This window comes from Clostridium sp. CMCC3677 (assembly GCF_023845585.1).
GTDB lineage: Bacteria > Bacillota > Clostridia > Clostridiales > Clostridiaceae > Clostridium > Clostridium aquiflavi.
The window spans coordinates 1-6603 of the sequence record NZ_JAMQHS010000026.1; the positions used below are offsets into that span (position 1 = coordinate 1).

Genomic DNA, 6603 nt, shown 5'->3' on the forward strand with positions numbered 1-6603 from the left:
CAATTGCAGATGTCTTTGAAGATGGTGAGATTGATGAAGATGAGGAAGAACTGCTCGAAGAAGCATTTAAATTATTGGTTGGAGCTTTTATATTTCCATTTGATTCTGGTTCATCAGAGTGTAATTCAGCAGAAGAAAAATCCACCATTTTTGATTCAGTTGGTGCAGCGGTTAGCAAATCATGGAATTCTATAAAGGAAATAGGACATGATTTTTGGAGTGGAATGGATAATAGAGGACAAAAGGCTTTTGATTCAGGATATGATTTTGCTAATTGGTTAGGTTGTGGAGTACCGGATGTTGTTAAGGAAACTCTAAAATCAAATGCAGAAAGATCAGAAAAAGCATTTGATTCCGTTTATGATTTTTCTAATTGGATTAGTTTCGGAAATGTAGATATGGTAAATGAGACATTTAATCCTAAAGATCCTTTATCAAAAGAACATTGGTTAAATAGTTTTGGAACAGCATCAGCTATTTTTGGAATTAAGGAAACCAAAGGTTCTGTGCCTAAAAAAAGCGGAGTTGGAGTACCAGAAGAGTTTGGTGGTATAAATAAGGGGGGAAGTAACCCTACAATAAGAACAGGTTCATATAATTTAGGCATTAATTCAACTGGAAGTGGGCTAGGTAAATTAGCAAATAAGGAACTAAATGTTAGCGAAAAGGGATTGAATATTGTAAAAAATCATATTCATCGCAGTTTTCGCTTGCTTGGAAAAGATTCTGGGAGGGAAATAAATGATAACTTTAAATAATATAGGTGCAATGAAAAAATGTAATTTATGGATAAATGAAAAGCCTAATATAGAGTATGAGTGTATAAAAAAATTAGAGGAAGTAATTATTAAGAATGAATGGGTTAAGTGGGGCAATATATCTTATGTAATTGAATTAAATTTAAAACATAGACATTCTAGTAATTATGTTTTATTAGGTATAAGCTATAAGTATGAAGATACTAAAAAACTAGTAATAAGAGTTAATTCGAGCGTAGAGGATGGAGAAATTGTTGGAAATACTTTAGTTTCTAACTCTGATGAAGTACATGCTGGAATTCCATTAGAATACTCAGAGGAAGTAATTAGGGTAGCTAATACTTATTTAAATAGTATAGATTGCTCATCTGGCACTATAACTTTTGATATAGGTGCACATGGATATATTGGGTCAAGTTCAGCAATTTTTGGTGTAGCAACAGAGGTATTGTTAAAAATATTAAGTACTGATAATAAAGGTGACACTCAAAGGATTGAGGAAACAGTATTCAATCAACTAACTGCAAAAAATCAATAGAATTAACTGCATAAAAAATAATAATAGTAGAATATAGTTAAATCAATAAGAACAATAAGATTTAAAACTGCATAATTGTAATAATGTAGTGAAAAGATGAAATGAACCAGCTGAAATTTGAGTAGGCTGGTTCATTATTTTTTTATTAGTTAATATATTCAAGTAACGGGTAAAGGAAATCCTAGCCTCAATAATTCCACTTAAATAAGAAGGGAACTAAGATATATAATTATGAAATAAAAGTTAAAAATAAAGAATATGGAGACTATAGAATCTTAGGATATGAAGATGTGGGAAAGATAGTATTTGATTATTTTAGAAGAAGAATGCATTAGGATGTTATTATGAATTTAGAAGAATGGTTACTTAGGCATAATATAAAAGATATGGCTATGAAAGATTATAATAATTATATTTATTATTATAAACAAGAAGAGCCAGAGGAATATAGTGTAATATTTGGAGATAAAAATTAAAATAATATTTCATAGTGTAGCATATGTTATAAATTCATGGCAAGAGTATGATACAGATGATGGAATATATAAATATATATCATCAAAGATAAGACTAGAGTATAGTGATGAAGAATTTGCCGAATATGAAGTAATATACGGCTTAGATGGTGAATATTATGATGATTATTTTAGATGTATATAATTTATCATATAACAAATAAGCTATTAAAATAAAGTAATTTTTTAATAGCTTCATAATAGAAAAAACAATATGTGTTAACTTATGAGCTACTGCGCCCACAGCAGTGAGGTGGTGCTTACCTTCACTACGTTTTTGATATAATAAGTATTAAGAGGACTTTCATGTAAAGTACACGTATAAGCAGCAAGGAACAAAGCTCTTCTAAGATAAGGAGAATCACGCTTAGACATGTTGTTATTATTAGATGTAAAATGCCAAGATTACTTAGCAGTAGGGTCAATCCCAGCATAAGCGACAAGGCTTGAAGAAATTCTTAAATCGTTTTATATCACCAATTTCACACAAGGCAACGATTATATACAGTACCAGGAGAAAGAAGTATTAAATATGTAAAGATTAATAGTAAGACTAGAGAAACGTATATAAGAGAAACTATATTTGATAAATATGGAAGAAAAATAGGTAATAATGATTATACTGATCATGGTAGATCTGATATTACATCCCATACAAATCCTCATCATCATCCAAATCCTTATAACAATCCAGCACAACATGGTGACGGCGTTCCAGGATTACATCCTGATACACCATAAGAGAGGTGAGTAAATGACAATAGCAAATTATATATATAGCAGTAATAAGCGGTTATTATTCAAAATCAGATTGGCAAAAATGGGCTGATGAAGAAATACTAAATAATTATGAAGTTGAAGAATGGGTATATAATGTTTCATTAGCTAAAGATACAGAGGAATTATACGAAGCTATATATGAAAAAAGAATGGAAGAATCGTATTATCAAAACAATGAATTTTTACAAGAGGATGTTGTAGTTGGATATTACTATATGTTATATGGAGAAAAAAGAATAAACTTATATGAATTAATTAGCAGGCTAAGTGATGAAGATGATATAAGTTCTAGTTCATCTATACATGAAATTCAAAACTTTTATACAATATTTAAAGAGATAAATGAAAACAATGGATTAATAGATAATTGTGAATTTATTGAAAAAATTGTAGCTTTGTTGGAGCCTTATAGAAAACTAGCAGAGGAACAAAAAATAAAGTTAGATGTACATTAAATTGTTGAATAGCTGAATGCAAAATTAGATATTAATTCAAGTCATAATAATTTTAATTAATGTAGTATAGTGATGTTAATAAAATATAAAGATTAAAAGGTTAATGCTTCAGTAATAGAAGCACTAATCTTTTTTCCCTGTAATGAAATATCTTTAAAAGTCAATATAACAAGGAATGTAAAGATACCTTTAGCTGAAAGCAAGGAAATCCTAGGCTTAATAATTTTATTTAAAAGTTAATGGAATCGGGAATACAAATGATAAAGTAATAAAAGAATGGGAGCGATGAGAATGATAAATAATTTAAAAAATAGTAAAAAATAATGATATTGAGGACATATATTTAACTGGATTTGTTGATATTGAAAATGGAATAGCACAGTTTTATCCAGATTTAAGATTTATATATTTTGAAATTAATTCTAAATTTATAGAATTTGAGTCAATTAATCAATATTCTAAACTTAGAATTAAAATGGTGAATTTAGTAAATCATAACTTTGAAATAGATGAGGATATGATGAAAGGCAAATCATCTGCTAGTCAAATTATTTTAAATCAAAATGGTGCGATTGGTAATTATATAGATAGCATTAAATTTTATAATTTAGAAGAAAAAGAAGAAGAGTTGATTTGTGATGCTATTGAAATGAAATTAAAGAATGAGCAAGTTATATTTTTAGATCCATCTTTCTACTTTGGAATTAATATAGGTGGATGTGAGCAAAAGGAAATATGGAAATTAAATTTAAATAATAATGCTAAAATAAATGAAACCTATATAAAGATATCGGATGAATAGCAACATTGTTTAATAATTAAGGAAAATACTTCAGATGAAATTCAGAAGTATTTTTTCTTGAAAACTATAAGAAGTATTATGTAAATTACAATGAAATATTTGGTATTAATTTAATATTAGGGATGTATTTATGGTATATGGAAAATTTATTAGAATAACTGGAAAACCTTCTTTTAAAAATTTGAATAATATAGGAGCTAAGAAATAATGTTAGAAGAAAAAGTGAAAAAAATATTAACAAGAGCAGGATGGGTTGAAAATCGAAAGATAGATATAACAAATCAGGTAAAAATACTTGAAGGTGTAGGCTATAAAGTATTTGATGCTGCACGAAGGTTTATTGAAGAATTTGGTGAACTGGACATTATAGCTAAATATATAGATTTTCTTGGAGAAGAAGATTATGACGAACATACAACAAAAATTGATAAGATGGGATATTTGAAAAATAGTAAGAATGTAATGAAAAATTATTATGAAAAAGTTGGAGAACGAATAATTCCAATATGTAAATTATATAGTGGAGAATATATTGTATGTATATCTGAGTCTGGTAAATTTTTCATTAGTGAGGGGATGTGGGCAAAGGATACTGATGACTTTTGGAATAGTATCTTAGGAGAATATCAAGGTGTTTTTTTAGACTGGATAGATTATAAGGCAGGCAAAGAATTTCAGCCATCCAAATATAAAAATAAAGAATACTTCTAAATTATAATAAATAGAATAGTCATTGGGTAAACCGCTCCCTTTATAGTAGACGGTTAAATAATAAAACTGTTTCTACAAAGGGAGCATTCTTATTAAGGAAAATAAACAATAATTATTAAAATGCTAAGTGGTCTTATGTAAATATTTAGGATACAAAAACGCAAACTTTTAATCTTACAATCCTTGCTAAAATCACAATTAATAAGATATAATATAGATATATATAAATGGACTTTTTAAAGAAAGTGTGGTGAGTAAATTGCCCAAAAAACATGATTATGATGCGGCATGGAAAACAATACTTGAAGCCTTTGAAGTGGAAGTTGTAGAAGTGTTATTTCCTGAAATATTTGATGAAATTGCATGGGAGCTTGGCACTGAAAGTCTAGATTTAGAGCTTCAAGAAATTCAAAGAGAGATTTTTGATAAAGATAGTGCTGAAAAAATAATTTCAGATAAAATAATAAAGGTAAAACTTAAAGATAATAATAGCAAGATTTTATTTATCCATGTTGAAGTTCAAAGTTATAGTAGTGATGAAGATGTCTTTGGTGAAAGAATGTTTAGATATTTTTATAGGATTTGGGATAAGTTTAGATATAAGAATAAAGACAAAAGTGAAGTCATTGCAGCAGCAATATATACATATAAAGGGGAACGTGGAAAAGATACAAAGTATGTATATAAAGTACCTAAGCTTAATGATGAAATTCTAGTTTATAATTTTAGAACTATAGATGTTGAAAAAATAGAATTAGAAAACATAAGTTATGATAACCCATTAAAATTAGTATTTAAAATGGCAAAAACACTTCTTGAAACAAAACCAAAAGATGCGGATATTTATAAGGCAAAAATACAACTTGCAGAAGAGTTAGTTGAGTATGATAAAGTTAAAAATGAAGAACAAATTAAAGCATTAGCAGATTTTTTAGAATATTTATTCTTAATTAAAGATAAGGAACTTGAAAAGAAATTTGAAGAATATAAAAGAGAAAGAGGAGGTGCTGTAAGAATGACTGTTGATCAAATAAGACAAAAATATTATGAACAAAAAGGTAAAGAAGTTGGAATTCAAGAAGGAATGCAAAAGGGTATGCAAAAAGGAAAAGAGGAAGGTTTAAAAGAAGGAAAAATTGAAATTGCCAAAAATTTATTAGATGTTTTAGATGATGAAACAATATCATTAAAAACAGGCCTTAGTGTTGATGAAGTAAGAAAATTAAGATTAAATTAGAATATTTAAAAATTAAAGTAACAGCGATAACTTGAGATAGTGATATTGCTGTTATTTTTTTATCTTCAAGATATTAATATAAGTTACCATGAATTAATATATTTCTTTAAGTGTAAAATTTATAAAAAGCTAATAAGTTTAAAGTGAAATTTGATAATGTTAACTAAAGTAATTGTTCTGAAATTTATTTTAAGCAGAAAGAATTATATGTTAGAGAGTATGAAGCACATAGGAATAAAGAGGAAATAATCTATAAATATAAATTATGCAGAAAAAATGGGGTATGGCAAACAAAATTATATAATTCACTTTTAAGTGGAGCATCTATTGAAGGAAAAGTTCTAGCAGTAAAAGAAGAGTTAGTAAAGATTCATTTAAATATAGACGGAAATCAAAGTGAAGAAGAAGCTTTTTGGTTTAGGTATGCACCTCCATCAGCAAATATAATGTATGCAATGCCTAAAATCGGAGAAAGTGTAAGACTTTATTTTCCAAGTGCAGGTAATGATGAACCAATTATTACAGGTTGCGTAAGAAAAAATGGAGATACATGCATTCAAACTTCTGATACAACAAGTAGATATTTGCAAACAGAATATGGAAGTGAAATAGCAATACTTCCAGGAGCATTAAATATAAATGGTGGAAGTAAAGAACCATTAAGTATAAATTTTGATGATGAAAGTGGAATAACTTTTACAAGTCCAACTGGATTAAATTTAAATGCAGGTGGAGAAATAGTAATAAGCACCAAAAATAACATAAATATAAGTGCACAAAGTCAAATACTCATGACAAAAGGAAATA

General features: G+C 27.7%; 7 protein-coding genes and 2 pseudogenes. All 9 read left to right on the forward strand.

The features are described from left to right. A pseudogene (locus NG901_RS16480) lies at positions 1-758 on the forward strand (hypothetical protein); the annotation flags it as partial. Next, the gene (locus tag NG901_RS16485; RefSeq protein ID WP_252217022.1) at positions 742-1296 is read left to right on the forward strand and encodes a hypothetical protein; all 555 of its coding nucleotides are present in this window, start codon (positions 742-744) and stop codon (positions 1294-1296) included. The pseudogene NG901_RS16480 and the gene NG901_RS16485, both read left to right, overlap by 17 nt. Positions 1297-1640: 344 nt before the next feature. Next, positions 1641-1772 carry a hypothetical protein gene (locus NG901_RS17215; protein WP_286674173.1) on the forward strand — a complete coding sequence of 44 codons (132 nt, stop codon included), beginning with the start codon at positions 1641-1643 and terminating at the stop codon, positions 1770-1772. Then, complete coding sequence (locus tag NG901_RS16490; protein WP_252217024.1) at positions 1756-1956, forward strand: hypothetical protein; 201 nt, start codon at positions 1756-1758, stop codon at positions 1954-1956. Before NG901_RS17215 ends, NG901_RS16490 begins: the two co-directional genes overlap by 17 nt. A gap of 784 nt (positions 1957-2740) precedes the next feature. Beyond that, a complete protein-coding gene (locus NG901_RS16495; protein ID WP_252217027.1) occupies positions 2741-3046 on the forward strand; it encodes a hypothetical protein in 306 nt (101 codons plus the stop codon). A 475-nt stretch (positions 3047-3521) separates the two neighbouring features. After that, a complete protein-coding gene (locus NG901_RS16500; protein WP_252217029.1) occupies positions 3522-3848 on the forward strand; it encodes a hypothetical protein in 327 nt (108 codons plus the stop codon). A gap of 207 nt (positions 3849-4055) precedes the next feature. Continuing rightward, positions 4056-4559 (forward strand): SUKH-3 domain-containing protein, encoded by a 504-nt coding sequence (locus NG901_RS16505; protein ID WP_252216395.1) that lies wholly within the window; start codon positions 4056-4058, stop codon positions 4557-4559. A gap of 259 nt (positions 4560-4818) precedes the next feature. Beyond that, a complete protein-coding gene (locus NG901_RS16510; RefSeq protein ID WP_105176504.1) occupies positions 4819-5796 on the forward strand; it encodes an Rpn family recombination-promoting nuclease/putative transposase in 978 nt (325 codons plus the stop codon). Positions 5797-6176: 380 nt separating this feature from the next. Further along, positions 6177-6603 (forward strand): annotated as a pseudogene (locus NG901_RS16515) (late control protein D); the annotation flags it as partial.